The organism is Cupriavidus sp. SIMBA_020 (assembly GCF_046535395.1).
Taxonomy (GTDB): Bacteria; Pseudomonadota; Gammaproteobacteria; order Burkholderiales; family Burkholderiaceae; genus Cupriavidus; species Cupriavidus campinensis.
Window position 1 is genome coordinate 174,627 of record NZ_JAWRWU010000011.1, and the last position, 25,437, is coordinate 200,063.

At 62.3% G+C, this 25,437-nt stretch carries 23 protein-coding genes; 15 read left to right on the forward strand and 8 right to left on the reverse strand.

Annotated features, from left to right (window positions below):
- Positions 1-6: 6 nt before the first annotated feature.
- From traD to SB751_RS20805, 8 genes are read right to left on the reverse strand one after another with little or no spacing between them, the layout of a single operon-like run.
- Entirely contained in the window at positions 7-1,863 is a 1,857-nt protein-coding gene (gene traD, locus SB751_RS20770) for a conjugative transfer system coupling protein TraD (RefSeq protein ID WP_410748481.1), read from the reverse strand.
- A complete protein-coding gene (locus SB751_RS20775; RefSeq protein ID WP_410748482.1) occupies positions 1,863-3,110 on the reverse strand; it encodes a TraI domain-containing protein in 1,248 nt (415 codons plus the stop codon). The genes traD and SB751_RS20775 overlap by 1 nt, the downstream gene beginning before the upstream one ends.
- 2 nt (positions 3,111-3,112) lie before the next feature.
- Entirely contained in the window at positions 3,113-4,186 is a 1,074-nt protein-coding gene (locus SB751_RS20780) for a type IV secretion system protein (protein WP_410748483.1), read from the reverse strand.
- Entirely contained in the window at positions 4,183-4,920 is a 738-nt protein-coding gene (locus tag SB751_RS20785) for a conjugal transfer protein TrbJ (RefSeq protein ID WP_410748484.1), read from the reverse strand. The genes SB751_RS20780 and SB751_RS20785 overlap by 4 nt, the downstream gene beginning before the upstream one ends.
- An 11-nt stretch (positions 4,921-4,931) precedes the next feature.
- Positions 4,932-7,388 carry a VirB4 family type IV secretion system protein gene (locus tag SB751_RS20790; RefSeq protein ID WP_410748485.1) on the reverse strand — a complete coding sequence of 819 codons (2,457 nt, stop codon included), beginning with the start codon at positions 7,386-7,388 and terminating at the stop codon, positions 4,932-4,934.
- The gene (locus SB751_RS20795; RefSeq protein WP_410748486.1) at positions 7,382-7,711 is read right to left on the reverse strand and encodes a conjugal transfer protein; all 330 of its coding nucleotides are present in this window, start codon (positions 7,709-7,711) and stop codon (positions 7,382-7,384) included. Before SB751_RS20795 ends, SB751_RS20790 begins: the two co-directional genes overlap by 7 nt.
- A 1-nt stretch (position 7,712) precedes the next feature.
- Positions 7,713-8,057 carry a prepilin gene (locus SB751_RS20800; protein WP_410748487.1) on the reverse strand — a complete coding sequence of 115 codons (345 nt, stop codon included), beginning with the start codon at positions 8,055-8,057 and terminating at the stop codon, positions 7,713-7,715.
- An 18-nt stretch (positions 8,058-8,075) separates the two neighbouring features.
- Positions 8,076-9,125, reverse strand: coding sequence for a CpaF family protein (locus tag SB751_RS20805; protein ID WP_410748488.1), 1,050 nt, complete (start codon positions 9,123-9,125; stop codon positions 8,076-8,078).
- Positions 9,126-9,632: 507 nt separating this feature from the next.
- Here SB751_RS20805 and SB751_RS20810 point away from each other — a divergent pair.
- The 15 genes from SB751_RS20810 (at position 9,633) to SB751_RS20880 (ending at position 25,343) form a co-directional block, all read left to right on the forward strand.
- Positions 9,633-10,340 carry a VirB8/TrbF family protein gene (locus tag SB751_RS20810; RefSeq protein ID WP_410748489.1) on the forward strand — a complete coding sequence of 236 codons (708 nt, stop codon included), beginning with the start codon at positions 9,633-9,635 and terminating at the stop codon, positions 10,338-10,340.
- A gap of 17 nt (positions 10,341-10,357) precedes the next feature.
- On the forward strand, positions 10,358-11,269 hold the full coding sequence (locus SB751_RS20815; protein WP_410748490.1) for a TrbG/VirB9 family P-type conjugative transfer protein: 912 nt from the start codon (positions 10,358-10,360) through the stop codon (positions 11,267-11,269).
- Positions 11,269-12,510, forward strand: coding sequence for a TrbI/VirB10 family protein (locus SB751_RS20820; protein ID WP_410748491.1), 1,242 nt, complete (start codon positions 11,269-11,271; stop codon positions 12,508-12,510). Before SB751_RS20815 ends, SB751_RS20820 begins: the two co-directional genes overlap by 1 nt.
- Positions 12,503-13,300: a lytic transglycosylase gene (locus SB751_RS20825; protein WP_410748492.1), complete on the forward strand. Its 798-nt coding sequence runs from the start codon at positions 12,503-12,505 to the stop codon at positions 13,298-13,300. Before SB751_RS20820 ends, SB751_RS20825 begins: the two co-directional genes overlap by 8 nt.
- Entirely contained in the window at positions 13,297-14,568 is a 1,272-nt protein-coding gene (locus tag SB751_RS20830) for a TrbG/VirB9 family P-type conjugative transfer protein (RefSeq protein ID WP_410748493.1), read from the forward strand. Before SB751_RS20825 ends, SB751_RS20830 begins: the two co-directional genes overlap by 4 nt.
- Before the next feature lie 5 nt (positions 14,569-14,573).
- A complete protein-coding gene (locus SB751_RS20835) occupies positions 14,574-14,996 on the forward strand; it encodes a lytic transglycosylase domain-containing protein (RefSeq protein ID WP_410748512.1) in 423 nt (140 codons plus the stop codon).
- 28 nt (positions 14,997-15,024) lie between these two features.
- Positions 15,025-15,639 (forward strand): toxin co-regulated pilus biosynthesis Q family protein, encoded by a 615-nt coding sequence (locus tag SB751_RS20840; protein WP_410748494.1) that lies wholly within the window; start codon positions 15,025-15,027, stop codon positions 15,637-15,639.
- A 10-nt stretch (positions 15,640-15,649) separates the two neighbouring features.
- Positions 15,650-17,452 (forward strand): protein PilN, encoded by a 1,803-nt coding sequence (locus SB751_RS20845; RefSeq protein WP_410748495.1) that lies wholly within the window; start codon positions 15,650-15,652, stop codon positions 17,450-17,452.
- A 1-nt stretch (position 17,453) separates the two neighbouring features.
- Positions 17,454-18,245: a hypothetical protein gene (locus tag SB751_RS20850; RefSeq protein WP_410748496.1), complete on the forward strand. Its 792-nt coding sequence runs from the start codon at positions 17,454-17,456 to the stop codon at positions 18,243-18,245.
- A complete protein-coding gene (locus tag SB751_RS20855; RefSeq protein ID WP_410748497.1) occupies positions 18,242-19,585 on the forward strand; it encodes an ATPase in 1,344 nt (447 codons plus the stop codon). The genes SB751_RS20850 and SB751_RS20855 overlap by 4 nt, the downstream gene beginning before the upstream one ends.
- A 10-nt stretch (positions 19,586-19,595) precedes the next feature.
- The gene (locus SB751_RS20860) at positions 19,596-20,249 is read left to right on the forward strand and encodes a hypothetical protein (RefSeq protein ID WP_410748498.1); all 654 of its coding nucleotides are present in this window, start codon (positions 19,596-19,598) and stop codon (positions 20,247-20,249) included.
- A gap of 9 nt (positions 20,250-20,258) precedes the next feature.
- Complete coding sequence (locus tag SB751_RS20865) at positions 20,259-22,049, forward strand: ATPase, T2SS/T4P/T4SS family (protein WP_410748499.1); 1,791 nt, start codon at positions 20,259-20,261, stop codon at positions 22,047-22,049.
- 2 nt (positions 22,050-22,051) lie between these two features.
- On the forward strand, positions 22,052-23,275 hold the full coding sequence (locus SB751_RS20870) for a pilus assembly protein TadE (protein WP_410748500.1): 1,224 nt from the start codon (positions 22,052-22,054) through the stop codon (positions 23,273-23,275).
- Between the two features lie 24 nt (positions 23,276-23,299).
- On the forward strand, positions 23,300-23,914 hold the full coding sequence (locus SB751_RS20875; protein WP_410748501.1) for a type 4 pilus major pilin: 615 nt from the start codon (positions 23,300-23,302) through the stop codon (positions 23,912-23,914).
- A 133-nt stretch (positions 23,915-24,047) separates the two neighbouring features.
- Positions 24,048-25,343: an adhesin gene (locus tag SB751_RS20880; RefSeq protein WP_410748502.1), complete on the forward strand. Its 1,296-nt coding sequence runs from the start codon at positions 24,048-24,050 to the stop codon at positions 25,341-25,343.
- The last annotated feature ends 94 nt before the right edge of the window (positions 25,344-25,437 follow it).

Consider the following 25,437-nt stretch of genomic DNA (forward strand, 5'->3'; position numbering starts at 1 on the left):
TGGCAATTAACCTTGAATAATCGGGACACGACCCTGGTAGACCGACCCGCCAGAGATGCGCAGGAAATACTGCAGATTCGGCAACTGCATGATCAGTTCTGGTGGAATCAGTGGTGCCTTTTCAAGCTGGGTCGATCGCGACACCGAGCCGCTGAACTCGCCAACGTGGGCTTCAGTGCCGGTGCTTGTGCTGCTGGACACCACGATGTTCTGGATGGCGGTGGTACCCGCCTTTTCCGAGAACCAAGTCGCGGTGTCGACGTCTTCCAAGCGTAAAACGATCTGGTTGTTCAAATTGCCGAGAACCTGGTGCATTTTTGCGATGTTTCCCAGTTTCGCGGTTACATCAGAGCGAGTCTGGAAGGCAACGAAGGCTTTGAAGCCAGCGCCCCGGCCTTTGTTGAGCACCTGGATGACCTGCTCGTTGATCGCCTCGGCCACCTCATCAATGATGAGGACCACTTCGGGCGGCTTCTCGTAGAAGTTGTAGATGGCGCCGGCGACCGAAGCGATATCGGCGAGCAGCATGGACATGATGGCCTGTGCGACCAGTGCGTTCGACAGCGAGTCCGCTCCGACGTACAGCACGGCCTTTTGCTTGATGACCTTGTCGATGTCCCAGATTTCCCGGTCGTCATTGAAGTCGTCGGCCTTGGGCGCGAGCATCAGCCCCGTTTCGCCGGTGGCGAGCATCTGCAACAGGGGCAGGGCAGAGGCGATAATCCGGCCGTAATGGTCTCGGTCATGGTGGAACGTGGCCACCAGGCCGTCGATCGCCTCGTGACCAAGATCCTTGTTGGCGAATCGGGCCATGTACAGCTGCACCATGCCATCGAGGAGCGTGCCTCCCGGACGCTGGCCCGCCTTCTGCATATAGGTGCTGGCTTCTTCCTCCCAGTCCGCCATGCCCGCTTCGGGAAAGAAACGGCGCAGAGCCCGGTCGAGCAGCTTGTTGATGCCGTTCTGGGCGTACTGGAGAATCGAGCGCAGGTTTGGCTTATCGCCTACATACAGTTCGCCTTTTACCGCACGGTCGATAAACAGGAAGGCGAATTGGCGAAACGGGCCTTCCTCCATGAGCTGAGCAATACGGCTGGGTATTTCTGAGGGCTGCGACCAGTTCTCAATAGGATTCAAGCGAATCGATTGGGATGGCGCAGCCTGTTTCCAATAAAGAAATTTGCGTCCAGTGCGCTCGCATTCTTTCCGTACCCGTTTAACCCAATCGCCGTCGTTTTTCGGGTCGATGATAATCAAAATATCGTTTGGGCTATGGATTACCTGAGTCGAAATTACCTCGTAGGTGCGAGTTTTTCCTGAACCCGTGGTGCCGCTGACCGACGTGTGGCCGGGCATTGCCTTATAGTGGAAAGGCACCCAAGTCTTCTTTGGCTCCATGCCGTGAATCCAGGAACGGCCCTGGGGCATGATGTCGGCGAGGCTGTCTGCCGGCGCAAAAACCTTCTCGACACGTTCCACGATAGGCTGCGGCAACCATTTTGGCAAGCCAGGAATATCGCTGGAAGGCATTCGCAGAATATCATGCGCAATTTGGCAGTGACGCTGCGTCCATTCGTATCCGAGGCCGAGATACATAGCGTCCTGCTTCTTGCGCATCGTGGCGCTAACCGCTAATAGCTGTCCGATTTTGATAACGCTCAGCCATTTAGTAGAAATCGCCATCCGGAATTTAAGGGCGGTCCATACCTGCGCGCTCCGGAAAAATAACATTCCCAGAGAAAAAAACGCGAAATAATGGGCGCCGGGCATGCCACCGACCAATAGCAGGATAAATGCAAGACTCCAGCCAACGACGGCGCGGGCTTCAAAAATAGGGCGGAAGTGATTGATGTAGTGACGCATCACGATCCTTCGGAGCCGGTAGGCCGCTCAGCAATCAAGGCGGCGACCTTGTCCACGAGCAGGATCTCTTGGCCGACGACTTTGTATAGGAGGTTGAACTTGCGCAGGTTTTCCACGAGCGACTCGGACGCCATGCCGTAGTTGCCGATCAACCGTTTGCTGAGTGCGAGCTTGTTGTCTACCCAGGACACCTTGGCCTTGCCTGCTGCCACGTCTTGGGAAAGTGCGCGGAAGAAGTCGCGCATGAGATTCGACGTGCCGGCGAGCACTTCCGCGAACGGATCCTCCTTCTTCTCCCTCGTTGCCGGACGCACGGCGCCCACTGGGAGGGCGGCTGAGGCACTTGCTGGCTTGTCTGCGCCGGCAGCGCCCGGCTCGTCTGATGGTGCGATGTGAGCGGTTCCGGCCGCAGGCATAGCTCCGGTGGCGTCCGCGGGCGAGGCGCCATGGGGTGCGGGGGGGGCTGGGGGTTGAATGCCTGACGGTTTCGGGGCAGTCGGTACCGTGTCGCCCGAGGCCGCGAGGGCGGTTGCCGTAGGCGCCGGCGTGGTATCCGGCGCGAAGGCCGCGCGGCGTGCCTTCACCTCGAAGCTTGTCGTGGTTTCGATGGCCTGGCGAGCCACCTTGTGCAACAGCGTCTCGATGCCGGGCGGACGCGGGTCGGGATTGATAGCGCCGAAGAGATCGGACAGCACCACCGGATCGAAACAGGAGAGTCGTTCGGCGCCGAGAATTTCCCTTGCAAGTAATGCGGTCCTCATGCGCTCGACGGGCGTGAGCTCCTCGCGGCGCGTGACCTGGTACGTCCCGGCACCCAGCCATGTCCCGAACGCGCCGTGAGCAGCCGGGATCCATTCCGCGCCATCGATGTCACGGTGAAAGCGGAAATGCCGGCAAGGCTCGTCCAGCCGTGAACAGCAGGCGGCGAGAAACAATGCGTAGAGATACTGGGGCTCGAGCAGCCGGCGTCGCTCGGACGGCTGGTCCGCACCGAACTTCTGCGCGCCCGAAAGTCGCATTGCGAAATATGCGTCCTCCACCGTTGCGCGCATAGCGCCGCCTGGCTCCGCGTGCTCGTTCGGACGCAGCGGCATCGAACCGAACCAGTGTGCGCATGCCTCCAGCACCGACAGCCACTTCGTGTTGAAGACTGCAGGTTCGGACTCGTTGGCGTATTGCCGGATCAGGTCGATGCGCTTGCCGTGCCCGCTCATCAGTTCCGGCACAGTGATGGACAGGTGGCTCATTGTCATTTCCCCGCCATCTTTTTGCCGAGGTTCATTGCCCCGCGCCCGAGCATTTTGAAGCCGCCGGTGCCGCTGATCCCACCACCCGTGCCGAACAGCGAACCCGCAATCTTCGGGATTTCCATGGCGATGAAGATCAAAACGATAGCAATGGAGAGGGCGTAGGAAGCTGCAAGCGTTGTGTCGGTACCGACGTTCGTGACATCAGTCACGATGCTCTCCAACGCGGACGAAACAAGTTGCGAGATGATTGCCGCAACTACCATGTACATGGAGCCAGTCACCATGTAATCGAGCCATGCAGTGAAATACTTTCGAGACAAGTCCAACATGCCGAAAGCGACGGCCAGAGGACCCACGACAATGCCCACAGCGACCATCAGATGGCCAACAAGGACGTACCAGGAGTAAATGATGGAGGCGGCAAGTACAGCGATGCATGCCAATCCGAAGGTGAATGCGGCCACGACCGCATCGACAAGCCGTAGAGGATTGGACAAGCCGGCGATCAAGATCCGGACGATCGAGTCGTAGAACTTTCCGGCAGTACCCGCGAGTGTCGTGGGAAGGTTATAGACATCCACCCCGCCGTTAATGGCACTGGCAATTTTGTCGAACCAGACGAAGATCGCTGGACCGAAGCTCGTATAGCTCACGTACAGTGCCGAGAAGATGCCGAGGAAGAGTATCGACTCCAGAAAGTCGGTCCATGCCGTCACCGCGTCACTTGTGCTCGCCCAGCGCAGGCCCGCAAGTACGAGCGCGATCGTACCAAGGCCGAAAGCAACCTTGTCCGCTTCGCTGCGTACGCGGTTGCTTAACGATGTGGCGCCGTTAATCAGGCCGCTGCGAAGGCCGTTCATTTTGCCAAGCGCCTTTTTGATTCCCGCGCCCAGATCTCCGGGCTGAGAAGCCGAGTTCGCCGGTTGCTGCGTTCCCGTGTTCCCCCCGGCCGGCGCGCCCGAGTCGCCGCGGACCGGCTCCTCAGCGAAGGACGGCGAAGCAAGAATCCCCAATAGGAGTGCGATTGACGCGAGAGTTACGCGCAGCGTCGCGCGCCAGGTAGCGAACGTCATTTCAGGTCGAAGATCTTCTGACGCTGCGTCTCCCGGTCGGCTTGCAGCTTGCGCGCAGCTTCTATCGTCTCGGCCTCGACGGAAACCGCCTTCTGGTCCTTATCCGCATCCGATTGTGCCCTTGCACTCATCAGTTGCAGCAGATCAGAGTTTTGGCTGGCCAGAACGTCAAGCATCTGGTTCGTTGTCTGCGCGGCGGCTTGTGCCGTCGGCGTGAGCTTCATCTGCTTCTGGATCTTCTCGCGCCGCTTCGCCAGCGCCTCGGTGTTCTTGAACACCGACATGCCGAGGTTGAAGAGATTCTTCGCGGTCTTGTCGCCGTTGGTCAGGAGGGCGGCCTGATCTTCCAGCCATTGGCCCGGCGATTTCCCCGACGACACAATCAGGCTTTGCACGCGGTTCAAATAGTCGGTGTTTCCGGAGATTCCCCCGTACAAGTCCTTGAGCACACTCCCATAACTCTCGAAGCTGCTGATTTCCTCGCTCAAGGCGCTCAGCTGCTCGGTGAGTTGGGTCGCATCGAGGCCGGTGGCCTGGAGCAACTGGTTCGCCATCATCTTGTACTGGTACACGATGTTGGTGTTCTGATACACCTCGTCCTTGACGGACTGGAGCGCCGTCATGGTGTTCTGGATGAGGTTAGTCACATCGATGACCGGCAGCCCGCCGGCATGTGCGACGGAACTCAGGCTGAAGGAAACCGCGGCGCCGGCCTTGATAAACCACTTCTTCATTTGACTGCTCCTTAGGAGGCGCGCGATAGCATTTCGCGCACATAGGTTTGTTGCCAATTCGGGGCGCCGGAGGCGTGGTGGCGGTCCAAGATGGCTTGGGCCACGCCGTCGGAACGCAGCATTGCGACCATCTCGTCCGAGAACGTGCTCTGCAGCATCCGGGTCTGAGAACGGGTGATCCAGAGGTAGTCCCGATTGGGCACCGCGTCGTTGATCATCTCGATCTGATCGTCGGTGAGGCCGAACTTGTCCTTGTAGAGATCCTTGCTGGTCTTCGCCTGGCTGTTGGGCAGATAGATGAGGTTGCCGACGTTGTCCTTGAGGATCTCGAAGTCCGGGATGCGCTCGACCTGACGCAGAGATTGCGTGGCCATCCAGATCGCGCCGTTTAATTTCCGGATCGTGGTGATCCACGTTTCCAGCCGCTTGTAGAAGCGGGGGTGCTGGAAGAAGAAGCCAGCCTCTTCGACTTCGATGATCGTGTACCGCAAGCCGTCCATGGACTGGCTGATGCGATAGAACGCGTAGTCCACAAACAGGGCTGCGGCGCGCGGATATTTCTCGAACAGATCACCCATCTCGATGGACAGGTTGTCGCTGACGGCAAATGCGTCCTCGACGTGGTCGAAGAAGTGCCCGTATTGACCGCCTTTGACCCAGATCTGCAACCGCTCCCGCAGTTCGTCGCGCAATTGGGTGGACAGGTTGCTCAGCGTCCAGTGTTCCGGGCCGTACGTAGAAAGGATCTTGACTGCTTCGAAGACGTCCTGGGACTGTTGTGGCGACAGGGAGAAATCCTCATCTTCGATTGCAAGCGTTACCCACTCGGTTACGTACGTGAAATTCGAGGGATCGCCCAACAGGGAGAGTGGATTCGCATGCGTGGCGGACTGGAACTTGCCGGTGACGTCTACGAACGCACCGCCGCTCAGCAGGGTGGGAATGCGCGTCGACCTGTCCTTGTCGAAGCGGATTCGGCGCGCACCGTGCCGACCGGCTTGCGAGACGAGGAAGTTAAGGAACACCGATTTGCCGGCACCGATCGGACCGATCACGAGCAGGTGGCCGTTGCCGCCCGGCTGATGAAGATCCACGCGTTGCGCGGTCTTGTGGCGGGTTGGCAGACAGGTCAGGGGAGGTACGTCACGCCCGGCCTTCTCGGACAGCCAGTTATTGCGCGTCGGACCCGGCATGACCGAACAGACGGGAGCGATGTCCGATACGGCCGGCGTCTCGACAAACTGAAGACGGCGTTGCTTGTCCCAGCGCCCGGGCAGGGTGCTATTCCACGCCGGCATGAGATTGGCCTTCTCCCGAATCGCGCCGAAGCCCGCGTTGGTCAGCGCACCGACCACCTCGCTGATGGCATCCTCGCAAACTGCCTCCGTCTCGCCGTAGACGATGATGGAGATGTTGGCGAATCCGTGCTGCGTGCCGTCGGCGGTCAGGCGCTTGAGCGCGATGCCGGCTTCCCTGGCGAGTTCTTCTCGCCCCTCATCGTTTTCGGCTTCCTCTTTTCCGAAGTACTGCTTGAGGATTGCGCGGACGTTGAGCGCCGCCATCTTGTAGAAGCGGCGTACCTTCTCGATGTACGCGGCAGCACGGGCGGTGTCGAGAAACCTGAACATGATGCAGACGTCCAGCTCCGCGTCGATCTGCATCAGACCGTCCAGTGCCGCCTCCTGGAAGCCCAGCCACTCCTTGACGGAAACGATTCCGGCGTAGCGCTTGCCATGGGCGGATTCGAACAGCAGCCGCTCAGCGCCTACCGTCACTTCCGACTCTGTAAGGTGGGTGTCCAGCAGCGTCACCGGATAGCGGATGCGCCGAGACGGTACGCTCGGGTTCGCGGACTGATGCAGCGCTGCATAGGCGTCCTGCATAATCAGGCGATTCAACTTGAGCCGCGGCACGCCGCCGCTGAAGGCATCGAGCATCGCCTCGAAGCGGCGGGTGTCGGCCTGGAGCTTCTCCATGTCGAACGCAAAGGCGCTGCGGGCAAACACCGTGTCCTTCGTTGCTTCGAAGATCGACGCGTAGACAGATCTTCCACCAACCGTCATATGGTGGCCGATCTTGTCGAAAAATTTGGCGACGCCTGTCTCGGGCGTGTAAGCCACGGCCAGTGAATGCGAATTTCGAAAGTACTTGCCGGAGGTGATGTGCGCCTTGTTGAGTGCGTCAAGCCGCGCATCGGCCTCCTGTTCAAACTCGCCGCCCACATAGCCATGGGTGCGCCGGTGGCTCAGCTTCCACCAGGCGGTGATGCGATTGTCGAACGACTTGCATGCCTGATCCAGCTGGTTGCGTGCCGACTCGATGTCTCCGCTGTTGGGACTGTCCGCATCCACGCCTTGAAACTCGAAATTCGCGAGAAGCGAGCCGTCCTTGTTCAGGATCAGCTCTGGCGTGATGGAGGTAAGCCATGGCGCCACTTCGTAAAGTGGGCGGCGATTAATTTTCAGCATGGAAGGTCGCTGTCAAAGCCATAAGGCCGGCGAAAGAGCGAATGGAGCTTGCCGTGCCACGGCCGCGATTCGTACACGTCACCGTACGTGTTGTAAATGCTGAGAATCTGGTTCCACCAGGGATCGCGTGACGTAAGCCAGCGCAGCAGGGCATGGAACGCCATGCCCATCAGCACGACGGCGACGGGAATCTTCCAGCCGCTGCGGAAGGTGACATAGACCAGCAGGGCAACAATTGTCCCGTTGGCGATGGCCAGCCCCCGCACCGCGCCGCCGATCTGGCGTGGCCGGGAGAGCCCGATGCTGACGTGGTGCGAGCGCATATCAGAAGCCGGTACAGGCTTTCGAGACGCCGAGCACGGTCATGATCGACGGCGCGGCGGCGGCCAGGCCCACGCCGATACAGATGACAGAAACGAACTTCATGATCGTCGATTCCGAGTTGGCGATACCGATGGCGCCAAGGACGATCAGAATCAGGCCTGCCACGAACAGGTATTTCGTGTTGATGAACGTGGCAATGCCGCAGATGAAATCGCCGAGCTGGGAGAAGGCAGCGATATCGGCAGCCGCCGCTGAGCCGGCGAAGGCCATCAAACCAATCATGGTGAGCGCTTGGCGCGCGTTCTTGCGCGGCGCTGCTGCGCGAACTGCGGAGGAAAGCAACATCGGAGAGACTCCTTGTGGTTAGAAAACGCGTTCGACAACGTAGTCGTTGCCGCGGATGCCCTTCACCTCGAGGATCTCGGACACGTGCCGCATTTCACCGGTGCGCTTCATGTGGATGACGTAGTGAATGCAGTCGGCGACGAGCTTGCGCATGTCTTCGACCTTCCAGCCTGAGCCGGAGGGGATGCCGAGGAGGGCCATACTTTCGAGGCGAGATAGGGCGGCGCGCGCATTGGGCGCATGAAGGGAGCCCATGCCGCCGTCGTGGCCGGTATTGAATGCCTGGAGCATGTCGTAGGCTTCGCCGCCCCGAACCTCGCCCACGAGGATCCGGTCCGGTCTGAAGCGCAGGGACAGTGCTACCAGCTGCTGGGTGCTGACACCCTTGTCGTTGTTCGACAACAGCCGGACCACGTTCGGTACACGCGGCTTGAGTTCCATCGTGTCTTCGATCGTGAGCACGCGCTCGTCGTCAGGGATAACCTCGACCAGAGCGTTGAGCAGCGTGGTCTTGCCCGATGACGTTCCGCCCGCGACCAGAATGTTCTTGCGCTGACGCACCAGTTGCGTCAGCGCTTCCAACAACAGTTCGTCTTCAACCGGGCCTGCAAAGATGGGCCGATCGGTGTCCACATGGCGCGCGTGCTTGGCCGAGAACGCTCCAGCCTTGACGTAATCACTCAGGGAGAGGTTTCTCTCCTGGTGCCGCCGGATGCTAAGCGCATGGCCGCCGATGGCCGTGGGTTGCATGACCGCGGCGATACGCAGGCCTTTGTGGCCGGCATTGATAATGCCTTGCGACGTGCCCCGAACCGCCGATTTCTGTACGGAAGACGCAAGTGAGCGGATGGCGCCTTCGAGTTTTGCCGGCTCGATCATCACGTCCAACCGCGTCATGACGCCTCGGCGCTCGACCCACACGTTGTCGTACCGGTTGATCATCACCTCGGCCACATCCGGCGCGTCCATGAAGCCACGGATAGGTGCCAGCGATTCGAAGAACATGCCGATGGCGCTTTCTTCAAGCTGGCTGAGCTGCAGGAGCGGGTGGTTGGCGGAGGAATCCATGCCCGCTATTGTTGGCGGGCGTGGCGGACTGTGGAGGGGAGAAAGCTATGCGATTTTCGTGAGCTTTCTGGGAAACCATCCCTTGATCGCTCCGACGTCCGGCGTTGGGCAAGTGGCGGGCTGAGCGGTCTAGGACGTCCGGGCCCGCGGATCCGCGCGCTCTCGCAGCTGTTGCGAACGCAAAAGCGTGAGCATGCTCACCCTATTTCCTCAGAAAGCTCACATAAATATGTGAGCTTTCTGGGTTAGCGGCCCTAAAAAGGGCGTCCCAGGGCCGAAGCGGTACGCATTCTTTCACCCGGCGCCTGTCTCAGGAGCGTATGTACATGGACCGGTGGCGTGGCTACGGCGGTGGCGCGTCAGCGGCCCTTCTCCATGGGGCGGCGGCCAGCCCGAATCGAGCATAGAACCCCTGTCGGCAGAAAGCTCTGCAAAATCGCATAGCTTTTCACCCTCTATTCGACGTGGTTAGCTGTTCCAATTGGCGGCATCCAATAGGAACGCCGCATGCGTCTTTTTTCCAAGAAATCCGAGAAGGCCAAGCCCCTGACCGTAGCGCCGGGGATGTATGGCGACGAGAATCCCGAGCAGCTGATCTTTGATCGCACGACACGCCTTGCTGTGGAGCGCAATCATTGGAAGATCGCGACGCTTGGCATCGGGTTCATTGCGCTCGCGGCGATCATGACGCGTGAGTCGCCGCCATCGGTCGTGAAGACCGTCGGCGTCTCGGCCGACGCGACCGGCAAGCCGTATGTGCGCGAACTTGTGGACTACCGTCCCGACGACATGGCCCTCAAATGGGCCTTCAAGGACCTGGTCACCCGCTGGTTCACGATCGAACCGATTCTGAGTACCGACGTCGAGCGCTCGCGCATTGCACAGAACCTTCGCTCTGTGCGTGAACAGATGGTGGGCTCCGGCAGGCAGCAATTCCAGGAATGGGTGGACGATGACCAGCCTATCCGACAAGTCATCTCGTCGCCCACGTTGGTGCGTGAACCGAAGATCCTCAATATCGCTGTGCTGCCCGACAGCACGGTCGCAGTGGAGTTCATCACCGCAACCAGCGAAGACGGATACAAGCCACGCAAGCAACGCTACGCCATCACCTTCCGATATCAGGTCAAGCCGCCGAACAGCGACGCCGTACTCGGCACCAATCCGTTCGGCATTTATCCCGTTTTCTTCAGCATCCAAAAGTCGCAGGCGTGATGCCGCGCTCAGCTCCCATGGAAGCCAGCAAGCCCTCTCGGATTTTCCCGTTCGCCGTCGCTGCCGCGCTGGCGTTGCTTCTCTCTGCGCCTGAAGGCCATGCCGCCGATAAGCCCGCCGCCCGCCTGGGCGCCGGCTTGGCCGGTCTGAGCGTTGGCGACATGACTGACGCCATGAACCCAGCCAATCCATTCAATGGCGGTGTGGACCCCGTTGCCTTGCCTGGAGACTCGCGGCTGGTTGTATTCAGCTACAGCCGCGACCAGATTTTCCGGGTGCTCAGCGCGCCGCTGAAGATGACGACGATCGAATTCCCTGACGACGAGCAGATCGTCGGCGAGCCGGCTTGGGGTGAAAGCGTGCGCTGGGACTATGAGACAGACGGTGCCAATCACCTCTACGTCAAGCCACAGGCGGCCGGTCTCGTGAACACGTTGTCGGTCAATACGAACAAGCGCAGCTACGAGTTCACGCTTGTATCGTCGCCGCTTGGAGGAATTTTCTACCAGAAAGTGCGGTTTCGCATTCCGACCTCGATCGCCGCGAAAGTGAAGGCGCGCAATGAGGCAAAGGCCGACGCTGGCGAAGAAGCCCGGCCGGTGGGCGGGGAAGAGCGCAACGCCGACGCGGCGGTCGGTGTTTCCCCCGAAAAGCTGAATTTCGAGTACTCGATCTCCGGTAGCGCCAGCTTCAGGCCCGATACCGCGTTCGATGACGGCAAGTCCTTGTGGCTGCGGCTTCCGACGGGAGCGGCTCAGAACTGGCCGGTGGCGCTGGCCAAGGATGGCAGTGACTACGTGGTCGTCAATGCCATCCGACGCGGGGGTTATCTTGTGGTGCAGCGTCTGGCCGACACCATTGTCCTGCGTTCCGGCAATGATGAAGTGCGGGTTGAGCGGGGCCGCGGTCGGATTTTGGGGCTGTTCTGATGCGCGGGCGCAAGAAGGATGTTCCTAACGTCACTGACGTGACCGACGCGCAGCAGCGCACGGTCAAGGGAAAGCTACCGCGCAACATCGTGGTGGCGCTGGGAAGCGTGGCGGCCGTTTTGGTAGGCGCGCTGGGCTATTACTTTCAGTCGATCAGCGAAACGCAGCACGACGAGAAGGCAGAGCAGGAGCGCGCCGAGCAGATCCGCGCGCGCGCCGGCTCATCCGAAGGCGCCCAGAATCTTGAGCAGACAATCCGCGACCAGGCAGAGAAGGCGCGGGCGGAAGCCGAGCGGCAGCGCAGGGTAGCAATCCCGCCCGACACGACAAAGACGCCCCTCCTGACGGCCAGCGATCTGGCATCGGGTGCCAAGGGAGGTGCTGCCCCCGACGGGAAGAAGAACGAGCGCGACACGATCTTCACCGCGCCAATCTACAAGAGTGGCGTGCGCAAGTCGCAGCTCGAGGGCAAGGGAGCCGCCGGCGTGTCAGACGTGACGGACCCAGCGCAGATGCGGGCGTTGCAGCAGGCGGCGGCGGCGCGCGCGAGTGCTGCAGCGGCAGCTGCCCAAGGTCAGGACGCGGGTGCACCGGCATTGACCGGGGATAAGCAGTTTCTGCGTGAGGCTGGATCCATGAGCACGCTGCGCACCAGTTTCGACGGAAAGCTGCCGAAATGCACGCTTAGCCGCGGATTCATCATCCCGGCCAATTTCGTGGGTGGCCTCAACTCGGACAAGCCCGGCGAATTCCGTGCGAGCGTGTCGCAGGATGTCTACGACACCGTCAAAGGCGACTGCAAGATCATTCCGGCGGGTACAACGCTGGTGGGCGTCTACAGCGCCGACATCGCAGTAGGTCAGGAGCGTCTCCTGACCGCTTTCGTTCGGATGCAGTTGCCGAATGGCAAGACGGTCCCGTTGCTCGGTATGCAGGGCGCCGACCCTGACGGTACCGCCGGGAATACCGGGGATGTCAACAACCACTTCCTGAAGATCTTCGGCGGCGCGCTGGTAATCGGTGCGCTGTCGCTACGGTTCAACGACAACCCGACGACCACCACGGTCGGACCCGCTGGGCTTGTGGCCTACGGCAACGCGGCCGGCCAGGTTGCGACACAGACGGCGCAGACGATCCTGAATCGAAACCAGAACATTCGCCCGACGATCTCCACCGAGCCGGGGCAGAAGATGATGGTCCAGGTCAAGCATGACATCGTGCTGGAGCCTTACCGTGACTAAGTCGCTCATCGCGTTCCTGTGTGGCGCCGTCGCGTCGCTCACGGTTCAGGCTGCTACGATCGAAGCCGTCGTAAGTCCCAATGCGATTGTCGTAAGGGCGGATGGTCAGGCGCGCGTTCACGCCATTGAGGGCAAGCCAGTCCTGTACTGCGGTCTGGACGCCTTTCTAGGGTGGTCGGCGCGGCTGCTGGGCGCGCAGATCGAACCCGGCGCAGAGGCGGGGCCGGTGGTAACGCTCGATGGCAAGCCAACGCCCATTGCCGCGCTATTCGTGCGTGAGGGCTGGTTACGTCCTGTGGTGCTGAACGACGCTGCGCAGGAGGCGCTCGCCGAGCGCCGCGGCGGCTGGAAATGTGCACCGAAGACCGAGCCGTTTGCCCAGATGGGTAGCCGCGTCGATCCCAAGATCACGGCCGGCATCGCCATGAACGAGTCTTCGTTCCGTGGCCGGCCATGGCCGTGGACGCTCAATGTCGCCGGGCGAGGCATGTTCTTCGCCACGCGCGAGGAAGCATATGCGGCTGTGAGCCGGTTACTCGCCAACGATCGTTGCGATTTCGACCTTGGCCTCATGCAGGTGAACTGGTGCTACCACGGCAAACGCTTTGCATCGCCGTGGGAAGCGCTCGCACCGGCCACGAACATCCGCGTGGCCGAAGACATCCTTGCCGAGAACCTGCAACGCAGCGGTTCGGCCATGAAGGCGGTCGCCTGGTACCACAGCGCCAATCCGGAGCGCGGTGGCCCGTACTTCTCCCGTTTCATGAAACACGTCGCTACATTCCAATGATCAGGCCGCTCATTCTCTCTGCCCTCGCGCTGGTAGCGACACAGGCGTTCGCGGCCGACACCGACCCGCTCGATTTCGACTACCAGGTGGTTGCGCGCGCTGCGGATCGACCGGCCATGGTGTTCAACGACGGGCTGTCGACCTACATCCAACCTCGGCACGGTCAAGTCGTGCTGGCGGACGGAGCCATCCAGAATGGACCGTACTGGGTCATCGATGGTGTACCGGACGTGCTGCGCTACACCGCTAACGGCCAGCCGGTCGTGGCGCGCTGGAAGCGGGCGAATGGATTCACCTCCGAGCCCGCGAATCCGGCTGGCGACATGCCGCTCAATCTCGCAGCGGTGTCCGGCCGGCTTGCCCTGATCGGCAGCTATGCGGAACTGCCGCTGGTCCGGGCTGGCCGCTCGTCCATGCCGCTGGCGCAGATGGTCAAATCCATCGCGCCGGCCGGCTGGAGCGGCACCGCGCAGAAGGACATACCGCTGACCGACGATGTGGCGCTGGAAGCCCGCGCCGGCGAGAACTGGCTCCAGGTACTGGCCCGCGTCCTTGAGCAGCGGGATCTGTACGCAGAAGTGGACTTCACCAGGCGCAACATTGCGCTGCGCGCGACGGCGCCCAAGGCGTTCTCAGTAGACGCCGTCAAGGGCCCAGCGGCCGGCGGCATGATGCGCGTCTCCGCGCCGGGCGAGGCGCCCGCCGCCGCGCAAACGGTAGCCGCCCCGATTCCGGATACGAGCGCACCGGCAGGGAGCACGCTGCCTGAAGGCCCGACCCTGGCTTCCGCGTTCAATGCGCTGGCCATCCGCGATGCCAAGAACGGACGGATCGAAGTGCGATTCGCCGCCGAGCCGCGCGACCTGGAGCTGCGGGACGGCGCAGGCGACCGGCTGCGCACGAAGTGGGACGAAGCCGAGAAGGTCCTGTCCTTCCCCACGGTCGACCACTTCACGGCGACTGGCAACGGCAAGCGTGTCGAAGTGGCCCGCGTGCCGGGCATCAACTTTCTGTTTCCGCGCGAGAACGAGGCGGGGCTCGACAGGGTGTTCGAGAAGGATGGTGCGACGTACCTAAGCTTTTCCAAGTCAAGGGCCAGCATCTCCGTCTTCGGCGATAACCATCAGGCCAGCGGTGAGCAAAAGGATCGCTACTACAGGTTCAACGGCGTCGCGGACCACCTGACCGTCATTGCTGACGGCAACGTCGTGCGCGTCGATCGGCTTCCCGAAGTGCGCTTCTACGAACGTGCGGGCAGCGTGCAATGACCGTGATGTGGCGCGTGATCGCGATGGTCGTTGCAGGCCTGGTACTGACCGGCGCAGCGCATGCCGACTGCCTCGACGATGCGGCGGCGTTCCATCGCGTCAGCCCGACGCTGGCACGCGGAATCGCGCTGGTGGAATCCGGCATGCGCGCCGGGGTCACGAACCGGAACACGAACGGCAGCGAGGACATCGGCCTCATGCAGATCAACTCTGCTCACCTGCCGCGCCTCGCCAAGTTTGGGATCTCCCGGCAGAGCCTCTTCGATCCCTGCACGAACGCCTATGTGGGCACTTGGATCCTCGCCGACTGCCTGAGCCGCTACGGCGAAACGTGGACGGCAGTCGGTTGCTACAACGCCGGCGCGCCGGACAAGCGGCTGCGTTACGCGACCCGTGTCTACCAGAAGCTGCAGTCCCCAAGCAAGTAACCCATACGAATTCCAACGGAAACCAGTCATGTACCAGCCTCGATCGTTGTCCCGGATGTGCCGGGTTCTGTTGAGCGGCGCCGCCGCTCTCACCGTCTGCGCGCAGGCGGCGGTGCCCGGTAGCTCGCCCTTTGGCGCGGCGGCATCGGGCAACTTCGAGCCGAGCAAGCCGCTGGCCGGAGGCGGCTGGCAGCTGCTGTCAGACAGCCGCGGCCTCGCGCAGCCCAAGGGGGCGGTGACGGTGCCGGAACCCGCTTCGGCGGGCACGGGTGCCGCGACGGCAACGGGTGCGCTGTCCGTCGCTCAGGCCATTTCATCCACGGCCGTCGCGCCGGTGGTGGCTTCGTCGGGGGCAAGCCAAGCCCCATTGGTTCGCGACTGGTCGGTTACGACGGCGGACGGCAACTATCGGCTGTTGATCGAGAAGTGGGCGCGTGACGCCGGATGGACCGCCGCGCCGTGGGAACTCGACCAGGACGTAGAGATCGGCGGCGTCGATGCGTTCTCCGGCGACTTCAAGACCGCCGTGCGCCGGGTGCTCTCGGCCACGGAAATGACCGATTACAGCCTGAAGCCTTGCTTCTACTCCAACAACTATGTGCGCGTGGTGAAGCTCACCACGAAGTGCGACCCGTCTAAGTGAGGCGCTCTCCATGAAGCTCAATCGCATTCTCCGACCGACCGCCTGCGCTGCGCTCGTTTGCTCGACGCTCGCCGGCTGCGTCTCGCCCACGCTCGTCAAGGACGTCCGGCAGACCACCGACGACACGCGCGCACAGGCGTACCAGACCACCGAGGATCTGTACGCCCGCATTCGCCGCGACCGCGCGGCCGTGGAAGCCGAGCAAGAGGTGTCGCGCCCTTTCCTCGCTGGCAAGCGCGTGGCCGTCGCCCGCAACGTGACGCTTCCGCTGGCGCTGCGCAACAACGTTGACACATGGGTGATGTTCCCGGAGCGCACCATGCCGCTGGCCGTGGTTGCCCAGCGTATCACGATGGCCACGGGCATCCCGGTCAAGATCGATTCGGACGTGTATCTGCCGGCGAATGTGCTCATGCCGCGAACGCTGTCGCCTCAGGCGCAGCAGGCGCTCAAGACTACCCCGGTTAACGGCCCGGCAACGCCGAATGGCTCGCTCGGACCGGCGCCGACGCTTGGCGGCCCGCTGCCGGCAGCACTGGTGGCGGGTGGCCCGTCGACCGCCGCCGGCGTGCAGGCAACCCCGCTCATGGAAAACGCCTTGAACGTCGAGTTCAAGAACAGCGAGAAGATGCCGCTGGCGACCATGCTGGACCTGGTGGCGACGCGTCTGGGCATCAACTGGGAATTCCTGCCGTCCAAAGGCGTGATCCGCTTCTACCGCCTGACCACGAAGACGTGGCAACTGCCGATCCAGCCGGGCACGAATTCGTTCACGACGGAGTTCACGCAGGGATCGGGCAGCACCGGGAACAGCGGCGGTTCCAACTCCTCGCAGATCGACGCGGCGGCCAAGGCCGAGCTCAAAGAGCTTGACGACATGGCGGAGATCCAGAAGAGCCTGAACCCGGTGCGCACCATGGTTGGCGACCTGGACCTGAACCGCGGCACCGGCCTGCTGACCATGCGCGACACGCGGGAGGCCGTGGAAGCGGCCGACGACATCATTCGGCGCCAGATCGCGATCTACTCGCGCATGGTGACGCTGAAGTTCCAGATGATCGACGTGTCGGTTGCGGACAACGGGGAGGCGGGCGTGGACTGGAACGCCATGCTGACGAAGGCACTCGAGAACGTGCCCGGATTCACGCTGTCCGCGCTGTCCCCATCCACGCTGGTTTCGAGTACCGCCGGCAGCTTCGGCCTCACGATGAACTCCGGCGGCTTCACCGGCACGCAGGCCATCGTCAGTGCGCTCAAGCAGTACGGCACCGTAACATCGTCGGTGACGATCCCCATCTCGATGCGCAACCGCCACGCGTTCCAGTACAACAACCGGCGCACGTTCTCCTACGTATCCAATACGACGCCGGCGACCACGACCGCCGGCGGCACGGGCGGCATTCCCGGCATCAGCACGTCGACGGCCACGGTCGGCTTCAAGCTGCAGGTCTATGCGGACGCCACGACGCGTGACGACGTGAACCTGCAGATCGCCTTCGACCAGTCGAAGCAGGATGGTCCGCTGGAAAAATTCACGTCCGGGTCGGGCGATAACCAGCAGTCGGTGCAAAACATCAACCTGGTCGCCAAGGGCATTCCGAAGCAGGACCTGATCGTGCGCAACGGCCAGACGGTCGTGATGACGGCCTTCGAACAGGATGACACCCAACTGACGCGTCGCACGCTCGGCGAGTCGCTGCCGATGATTCTCGGCGGCTCGATGACCGCCTCGAAGACGCGCACCTTCACGCTCGTGCTCGCTACCGTCATGGTGCAGGACCAGGGCGAGGCTACTATTCAACAAGGCAGCTGACATGGCGCGAGTTCGAACCTTCTGGGCAGATTTCTCCCGCCTGTACCGCGAACACTGTTGGCTCGCGGCAATGATGTGGCTTCCCGGTATCGCGATGGTCGGCGTTCAGCGGCCGGACCAGATGATTGGGACGGCGATAACCACATGTCTGGTCACTGTGGTGTATCAAGCCACGGTCTCCGCTTATGGATTGCACCTCGCGCACCGCATCGACGCAGGCAACGACGAGTTCCTTCACGTGCGTGTCGACGGCATCGACTTGGGCGCCGTGCCTGAGAGCGAATACGCGGCCATGCGACACCGCGCGGCGTTCTCCCTGTCGACGTACATGCGGCAGATCTGCAATGTCGGCGTGATGGCGATGAACTTCTGCCGTTGGATGGCGCGTTACGTGCCCTTGCTCATTTTTTGGACAGCCGTAGGCGGCCTGCTTCTCGATACAACAGGCACGGTCAACGCCATCCAAACGATACTCGCTGCCGCGCAGCGCGATCCCGAACGTCTGGCCGTGTTCCTAGCCCAGTTCCTGGCAATCACCTTGTTCTGGTCTGCAACGTTGTGCGCGTTGTTTGCCGGCCGGCATCTTGGCTTCCGGAACGAGTTCCGTGTTGCGTGGCAGCACGCACTGCGCGGTCGCCTGAGTTTGCCGTCCTCCGGTGAAGTGAAGCTGTATCGCATGCAGGGAAACGACGCATCGCCTCTTCGCGACGGAGCGGATTTCAGGGCCTACTTGCGCAAGCGCTACCGCCTTGGCGCAGAGAACAGGCACGCAATGAGTGAGGCCGCGCAATGATTGTCGACATCCACGGCAAGAAGCTCGTCTTTGGCATGCAGTGGCGCACCCTCACGGGCAGCGGGACGCCGACGGCGCTTGCCGCCAACATCGCGCGGGAGGTGAGGGCGACGCGGATCTGGCACGAGGAGCAGGCGCTCCACATGGGGTACCTCAACGAGGCAGACGCACAGGCCAAGATCAAGGACAAGCTGTACTCGGCGGCGGCTGCCTTGTCGCGCGTTCCCGAGCTGGTGCCCAACGCGCTCTTCGTCTTCCGTTTGGATCACGCCGGCGGTGCGCCGATCTATCTCGTCTGCGGCATCGTCAAGGGCCGCCCGCGTGTCGGCTTCGACCAGGTTGTGACCGATGAGCGGACGTTGTCCGCCCTCGTTGCGGACTTCCCGACGAAGTGCGACGGCGAATTCAAGCTCGTCGGCAATTCGCCTGAGCTGATCGCGCTTCTGCCGCAGGACCGCCGCATCTCGCACGTCGAATTCGATCTGGCCAAGCTGGTCGAGGTGGCCGGCGCCTTCGCGGTGCTGAAGAAGCCGCGCGCCACGACCCAACGCAAGCAATTGCTCGTCGTGGTGCTCCTGGCAGCAGTGGGTGCCGTGGGTTGGAAATACGGTAAGGCCGAATACGACGCCTACCAGCGCCGTCTCCATCCGCCGCCTCCGCAGAAGACCCCGGCCGAACTATACGCAGACGACCTGATGTCGCGCGCGGGCACGCCGATCGCCCGTGCGGCTCTGGCGCTGCCAGCCTTCACGCAATGGTTTGGCACCGTGGCGCCGTTGTCGGTGGGCGGCTGGACGTTGTCCACGGTCAAGTGCGAGCAGATCGTCACTCCGCAGTCCGACTGCACCGCAACGTATGTCCTCAAGGACGCGACACGCGGTGCCACGAACCGCACGTTCCTCGAGGCGATGCCGGATTGGGCGACCAATCCGCGCTTCCAAAAAGGCGACACGGCAGTGGACGTATTGGCGCGGGTTCGGATGGGCGATGCGGCCCGCCTTGGGGATGTATTTGGCCGCCTGCCTGGCTCGATGCCGCTACGGGCGGACTTCGGATCGCAGTTGCAGGTGCTCCGGCCGGTGGCCGGCAAGGCCGCGCTGGACGAGTTCGGCTTCTTCGGACTCGTCCCGCCGCAGGGCCAGGCCGCCATCGACCATCCGGTGAAGGTGGCCAGTTGGGAGATGTCCGGCCCGCTGCGCAACGCTGCCGAATTCAAGACGTTCCCCGCCTCGGTGACCGCCACGTCTGTCGAACTCGCCGTCAATCTGGACGCTGCACCCGATCTCAAGCAATCCAAATTCATGTTGACGGTCAAGGGCGATGCCTACGCCCGTGACTAAAGGACAAACCATGCGCTACGCACGAACCTTTGGCCGCACGCTGGCCGCAATCCTCGCACTTTCCATCGTTGGCGGCGCCTATGCTGACGATGACAGCAAGACGATCACCCAGAAGCTGATCGACGCGGACGGTCGCGTTGCGCTCCAGAAGATGGAACAGGACCTGAACAAGGGCGCGCCGCCCGCCGCAGTGTTGGCAGCACCCAGTCCCGCACAGGTGAAGGCCGAGGCCGAGCGGTCGCGGCCGCGCACCATCGCCCTGTATGGCGTGGACGGCCGGGCCGCCGGCGGCGCGGTGTCACTGCGCAGCTATGTGCAATGGGGCGGCGAGACGTATTCGGCCAAGGTCGGCGCCAAGTGGCGCGGCTATACCGTCAACGCGATCTCCGAGAGCGGCACGACGCTCACGAAGGGGAAAGCAAAGATCTTCGCGCCGTATGAGCAGGACGATGCGCTGAACCTGTTCGAGCAGCGGCCGGCGGGTGTGGAGGTGGGCGCCGCTCGCCCGTCCATGCCACTGCCGCTGGGCACGCTTCCTGGCATGACGCCGCCGCCGTTTGGCCAGGCGCCGGTGTTGCCGCAGCCGTCGTCGCTGCCGGCCCCGCCGCTGATGCCCCCGATTGCACCGGCGCCGGGCGGCATTCCTCCCGTCGCGCAGCGCTGAGGGGCCGGAATGGGACTGTTCTCCAAAACCGAGCGGGCGAAGGCCAGCGGCATGAACGGCGTTACCGTGCTCACGGGCAACGCTGTGTCGTTCGTGCCCGCTGCGCCGGTAGAGCCGACGCTTGCGCCGCCGCCTGCAGCCGTAGCCGAGATCGGCACGGCCGACGATCTGCCCGTGTTCCTCAGTACGCTCTACGAGGAATTGAGCTTGTCGCAGTCCCTGCGCCATTCGATTTGCCCGGTTCTGGTGTCGGAGGGCAGCGGTGCGGCCGGTCGCGGTACCTTCGCGGTGATCCTGACCCGGGATATGGTGAACTCGGATGTCACCGAGGAGATTTTGCGTCAGCTGCGACTGCGCTACGACGCAGCCACGCCCATGCTGCACGTGGCTGCCCCACAAGTCATGGTGGCGCTTTCGCGCGGTGGCGTGGATCCGATGGGTCTGGCAGACGGCGCACCCGCTGCCGGCCGCCGACCGGCCAGCGCCCTGTGGCACAACTTCGAGGCGATCCTGCGGTTCGCCGTGCGCGAGAAGGCGTCCGACATCCACTGGGAAATCGTGGATCAGGGCACGCATTCGCAGATCCGCTTTGCGATCGACGGCTATCTCGTGGATCCGCCTGACTTCCGCATGGAGACGGGGGTGCTTCTGGATACCCTGTCGCACATCTACCAGAAGGGGAAGGGCGGATCCCACAACGCGTTCTCCCGCGCGCTGCCGCAGCAGACCAGCATCCGGACCCGTGTCGACGGGCAGAGCATCGTCTGTCGCTGGGCCTCGGCGCAGAGCGTCAACGGTCATGTCACAGTCATGCGTGTCCACCGTGAGGAAGCCCAGACCGATATCGTCGACTTCGTGGAAGACCTCGGCTACTTCCCGCAGCAGGCGGCGCTTCTCGATCGTTGCACGCTGAACCTGGGCGGTGGAACGGTGTTCGTCGGCGTGGTGGGTTCCGGTAAGACGACATCGGCCCAGGCGGTGATGCAGCGGCTGCCGGGCTGGATGAACAAGATGACCGTGGAAGATCCGGTCGAACTCATCGCGCCGGGCACGCACCACTTCTCGGTCTCCCGGACGCTCGACAGCGGTAACCGCGACGAAGACCCCTTCATTGCGATGAAGCGGCAAATCAAGCGGATGAACCCGCATTTCGTGATGGTGGGGGAGCTGCGGGACCACGAGTCGGCGGGCCTGTTCCGGGACGTCGCCGGCGCGGGCCTGCGCGCACTCACTACGGTTCACGCGCCCAGCGCGCTGACCGCACCGGACCGGCTCTCTGACGGGGAGCTTCGAATCCCGCGCAGTGTGCTGGCCACGCCCGGCTTCATCAATCTGTATGTCTACCAGGCGCTGCTGCCCAAGACCTGCACCTGCGGTCTGCATGGTGCGCAAATGAAGACTGTCCTGGGCGCGGCGAAGCTGCAACAGATCGAGCGCCTGTTCAAGTTCGATGTGGAGGGCATCCGATTGCGCAACCCCGTGGGTTGCGAGCTTTGCGCTCGGCCTAACTTGCCGGACCTCAATGGGGCACGCGGCCGGACGGTGGTGGCCGAAATGTTCGAGCCGGACGAGCAGGATCTGATCTATATCCGGGACGCCATGAACATCGAGCTGGCGGCCTACCAGCGCACGAAGCGCACATCGGGCTTCGATATCCCCGACAGCACCGGCAAGACGGTGTTCGAGGTGGCCATGAACAAGGTCTACGCCGGCATCATCGACCCGCGCGAGGCCGAGCGGATCACGTCGCTCGACGCCTACGAGGCGAAGCGCCAGCGTGAGCTGCAACGGAGAAATTGACCATGCTCAAATTCATGAGCCGCCTCGGCGAGCTGGTGCAGGCGCGCATCGTGCGGCCGGGCCTGAAATCCGGTGACCGCGTGTTTGCCGACCGGCTTATCTGGGCCAAGTTCCGATTCCGAGGCGAACGCGGCACCTACTACTCGGCGCTCGCTAAGCGCATCGCCGCCATGCCGGGCGAGCCGATCTCGAACTTCTTCGCTAAGGACGCCGCCCGGCGCGCCGGCGAGCCGCTGGGCCGCCTGTCCGCGCACTGGCTGGCTAGGTTCGAGGGGATGGATGGGGAGAAGCAGCAATCCACGCTCACCGAGGTCTTCCGCGGCACGATTCCGGATGAGGACATCCCGATTCTTGCGGTTGCAGAAGAGGGTGGTGACATCCGCGAGGGGCTTGAGACGCTCGGCGCGAACCTGCTGGCGCTCAAGGAGGCCCGGATGGGCATGGTGGCCATCCTGACCGGGGTGATCTTCACGGGCCTGATCCTTCATCTCTATCTGGCGACGATGGCCTTCTACGCCGGCCCGAAGCTGGAGAAATCGTTCCAGGCGTTGCTTGACCCGAGCCAGTACGGGCCACTTGGCACTGCTTTCCATGTCAGCACGACGTTCCTGCGCCATTGGGGCTGGTTGATCCTCGCCGCCGAAATCGGTGTCGTGGTTTGGACCGCCCGAGCGACGACCCGGTATGTGGGCAAGTATCGCGGGTGGCTCGATCGGAACACGCTTCCTTTTGACTTCTTCCGGCGGTTCCAGGGTGCGCAGTTCTTCGCCGGCCTCTCGGCCGTGACGAAGCGCGTCGGGGGCGATCGCAAGAGCCTATCGGCTGGTCTGGCGCTGATGCGCACCAATGCATATCCATACCTGGCCTACCACATCGAACGGATCGAGCTGAACCTCGAATACATCCCCAATGAAGGCGGCAAGGTATTCGATACCGGCCTCTTTGATAAGGAGACGAGCTTCAACATCCAAGACATCGCCGAGTACGAGGAAGACATGTCCAAGATGCTGAGCAAGGTAGCGGCGGACATGCTCAAAGAGACGCCGGCGCTGATGCTCAGTCGCGCCTCTGCATTCAACCGCCGCATGTCGGTGGCGATGGCGTTCCTCATTACCGGCTTGTCGTTCACCCCGTTCTTCATCGCCATGGAGATGAAGGGCCGTTCCCAGATTGTCGGCATGTCCAAGCAGCATGTCACGCCGTCGACCGTCACCACCCAACCCTGATTCCACTTCCCAAGGAGAAGCAACATGAGCCAGCAAGCCAATAAACAAGACGTGTCCGTCGACAACTCCACTGCCACGCCGCTGATGCCGGCAAAGGTTCGGCCGATCCGGTCGAACAGCCGCTTCGCCCGCCAGCGCGGCGCCGGCATCATCGAGGAATACGGCATTTACCTGCTTGTCGCCGGCATCGTGCTGATCGCCGTCCTGGTCGCATTCGCCCGGACGCTCACCGACACTGAAGTGCAGCAGCTGACGTCCGAGCTGAATTCGGTAGTGGGGAAGACGAAGGCGACGTACCGCGGCCAGTACAGCAAGGTGTCGATGAGCGGGCTGATCAACAACGGGATCTTCAAGGATCTGACCACCATGACGGTCGCAGGCAATAACGTCATCGTGCAGCCTGGCGGCGCGCAACTGGCAGTGGCGCCGGCGCAGCTGCTGAGCGCCAATGACGCGATCCAATGGACGTTGTCGCAACAGCCTGACGCCGCCTGCAGCTCGCTCGTGGCGGCCTACCAAGGCAGTGCCGGCAAGATCGTGGTGAATGGCACGGTGATCAAGGCAGTGGGCGGCTCGGTAGATCCGTCGCAGATCTCGTGCTCGGGCGGCAACAACACGATCAACATCGTCGTTGCCTAAGCGAGTTGCCGGTGAAAGCGCTATGAAATAGCAGAGCTTTCAGAGGTAACCGACACCCCATTCGGGTGCAAAGTAACGAAGTCTGAGAACCCGGCCGCACATGGCCGGGTTTCGCATATCCGGGGATCCCAACATGTTAATGACCGACGCCGCGTTCCAGCTGACCATCTCGGCCGTGGGCCTGGCCACCATGATTTACACCACGAACAGCGCCATCGATGACGCCCTGGCCATGGGGACGGGCCAGTACATGCAGAACGTGGCGCAGGCCGTGAACACGTATGTGTTCGACAACATGGCGGTACTCGCGACCAGCCCGGGCACGCCAACCAATATCACGGCGGGTAGCGTCACGGCCACGGTGGCGAATCCGCTGCACCCGACGATTCAGGACCTGATCAACCTGAAGCTGCTACCGATCGGTTTCAGCGAGGCGAGCCCGTTGGGCATCGCCTTCAAGGTCGATCTCGTTCCGACCAACTGCGCCGGCGGCCTGACCAACTGCACGATCCCGGGGCAGATGTACTCCACCACAGGGTATCGTGATGCCTCAGGAAACATCCGTACGGACCTGATGGCGGCTGCGGTGCAGAGGGCCGGTGTCGACGGCGGGGCGTCCTATGCCGAAAACCCGGCGCTCATCACGGGCATGGCCGCGACCTGGAGCGCTGCGAACCCGTTGCCCGGCGCGCCTGCCGGTGTTTTGATGATGCGGGTGGGGAACACCTCGCTGCTGGCTCAGTCGATGAACCAGTTCTATAAACGGGATGGCTCGCTCAATCTGACTGGTCCGATGGACGCCAACAACCAGGCGATGAATCGCGTGGGTAATTTCCAGTCGAACGGGTCGGTGTCAGCAGCGGCAAATCTGTCTGCGGGGGGCAACGTGACCGGCAACGGAGTCTACGGTAACTCACTCCAATCATATGGGAACGTGTCGGCCGCCGGAAACATGATCGGGAACGGAATCTACGGAAACCTTGTTCAGTCTAACGGGAACATGGTGGCAACGGGGGCCGTCGTCGCAAGTCAATTGACGTCGAATGGAAACGTCAATAGTGTAGGGAATGTCACCGCGAACGGTTACCTCTTTGCGGCGGGAGCCATTGTTCCTTCAGCGGCAGGTGGGCAGCAGGTCTATGACGGTCAAGGCTGTGGCGACCCTCAGGGATCTATACGAAGCGATGCGGCTGGCAAAATCTTGTCCTGCCAATCGGGCGTTTGGAGAGGTGTTGGTGGATCGCAAGGAACGGTTGTGAGCTGGTTTTCGTCGCCATCGTCGAACAATCAGTGGATAGTGGAAGGGTTGTGCATTACGTGGCCCGGCGGAACCGGCGACGACACTGGAGGGCAGGGCATACGCCCGTGCCCAAATGGAACAGTGGCCTGGGTCTCAAGGTCATACGAGGCTGGCAACGGAGGAAACTAAAAGAAAGGGCCGGCAGATGAACTGCACCCCAAAAGTTGGACACCCGTTCAACCTTTGGGGTGTTTTTCATGGCGAAGTACAACGAGGCGTTCAA